This is a genomic window from Micromonospora matsumotoense, assembly GCF_900091525.1.
Classification (GTDB): Bacteria; Actinomycetota; Actinomycetes; order Mycobacteriales; family Micromonosporaceae; genus Micromonospora; species Micromonospora matsumotoensis.
In genome coordinates this window covers 1-2,005 of sequence record NZ_FMCU01000032.1, presented here as the reverse complement: position 1 = coordinate 2,005, position 2,005 = coordinate 1, and the positions used below count along the sequence as shown (strand labels likewise).

At 71.0% G+C, this 2,005-nt stretch carries 1 protein-coding gene; it reads left to right on the top strand.

The features are described from left to right. Positions 1–32: 32 nt before the first annotated feature. On the top strand, positions 33–2,005 hold a 1,973-nt coding region (locus GA0070216_RS31875), incomplete at its 3' end, for a non-ribosomal peptide synthetase (protein WP_176739247.1).

Here is a 2,005-nt window from a genome sequence, read left to right as displayed (position 1 = left end):
AGGTGGGGTTGTCGGCGTTCGAGCATCAGGATGTGCCGTTCGAGCGGTTGGTGGAGGAGTTGGCGCCGGAGCGTTCGCTGTCCCGACACCCGCTGGCCCAGGTCGTGCTCACCCTGAAGAACACCACCGAGGACGGCCCGGTCCTGGCCGGCACGGTCGGCCGACCGTTTCCCACCGGACCGGCAGCGGCCCGCTTCGATCTCGAATTCAATGTCGAGGAGCGACGCGATGAGACCGGCGCTCCGGCCGGGTTGTCCGGACGGCTGATCGCCGCCGCCGACCTGTTCGACGTGGGAACCGCCCAGCGCCTCGCCGACTGGTTCGCCCGGGTGCTCGGTGTGCTGGTCGCGGACGTCGATCGGCGGCTCTCGTCGGTCGACGTGCTGGACGATGTCGAGCGCCGGCAGGTTCTGGTGGAGTGGAACCCGGAGCCGGTGGCGGTGCCGCAGTCATCGGTGGGTGACCTGTTCGCGGCGCGGGTGGCAGAGGCGCCGGCGGCGGTCGCGGTGGTTGCCGACGGTGAGCGGCTGACCTACGGCGAGTTGGATGCGCGCGCGGGTCGGTTGGCGAGCCTGCTGATCGGGCACGGGGTGGGGCCGGAGTCGCTTGTCGGCTTGGTGCTGGACCGGGGTCCGGACCTGCTGGTGGCGATGTTGGCTGTGGTGCGGGCTGGCGGTGCGTACGTACCGGTGGATCCGCGCTATCCGGCGGAGCGGGTGGCGTCCACGATCCGTGACGCGGAGCCGGTGGTGGTGCTGGCCACGACGGCGACGGCCGGACAGTGGAATGACTGCCCGGCGCCGATGATCATGCTCGACGACGGGGAGGTCGTGGCGAAGCTGGCCGGGTTGCCGGTCGCCGCGCCAGTGGCGGTGCGGCCAGACCACCCGCTGTACGTGATCTACACCTCGGGGTCGACTGGGCGACCGAAGGGTGTGACGGTCACCCACGGCAACGTGATCGGAATGTTCGCCGCCACGGCGGAGTCCTTCGGTGGGTTCGGGCCGACTGATGTGTGGTCCTGGTTCCACTCCGCGGCGTTCGACTTCTCGGTGTGGGAGTTGTGGGGGGCGTTGCTGCACGGTGGCAGGGTGGTGGTGGTGCCGTTCGAGGTGTCGCGGTCGCCGGGTGAGTTCGCCGCGTTGGTGGCCCGGGAGCGGGTGACGGTGCTCAGTCAGACGCCGTCGGCCTTCTACGAGGTCATGGACCTGTTGGACACCGGCGCGTTGCGGGCGGTCGTGTTCGGCGGCGAGGCCCTGAATCCTGGCCGGCTGGCGAGCTGGTTCGCCCGCCACGGTGCCCGGTCACCGCGCATGGTGAACATGTACGGCATCACCGAGACCACGGTGCACGTCACCTTCGAGCAGGTGACCGAGGGTGGCGTCGCCAGTGTGGTGGGTCGGGCGTTGCCGGGGCTGCGGGTGTTCGTGCTCGATGACCGGTTGCGGCCGGTGCCGCCGGGGGTCGCGGGCGAGGTCTACGTCGCCGGCGGACAGGTGGCGCGGGGCTATCTGGGTCGGGCCGGGCTGACGGGCGAGCGGTTCGTGGCCTGTCCCTTCGAGCCGGGTGTGCGGATGTACCGCAGTGGGGACCTGGCCCGGTTCAACGGTGCGGGTCGGCTGGAGTTCCTGGGTCGGGCGGACGACCAGGTGAAGATCCGGGGGTTCCGGATCGAGCTGGGTGAGGTGGAGGCCGCCGTCGCGACGGTGGGTTCGGTGGCACAGGCAGCGGTCGTGGTACGCGAGGACACCCCGGGTGACGCGCGACTGCTGGCCTACGTGGTGCCGGCTGACGGGGTGGACCGCGCCGGCCTGCCGGCAGTGGTGCGACAGGAGACGGCTCGGCGGTTGCCGGGACACATGGTGCCGGCGGTCGTGATGGTCATGGACGCGTTGCCGTTGACGACGAACGGCAAGTTGGATCGGGAGCGGTTGCCCGCGCCGCAGCAGGTGGCGGGGGTGGGGCGGGCGCCGGTGAACCCGCGGGAGGAGGTGATCTGCGCGGG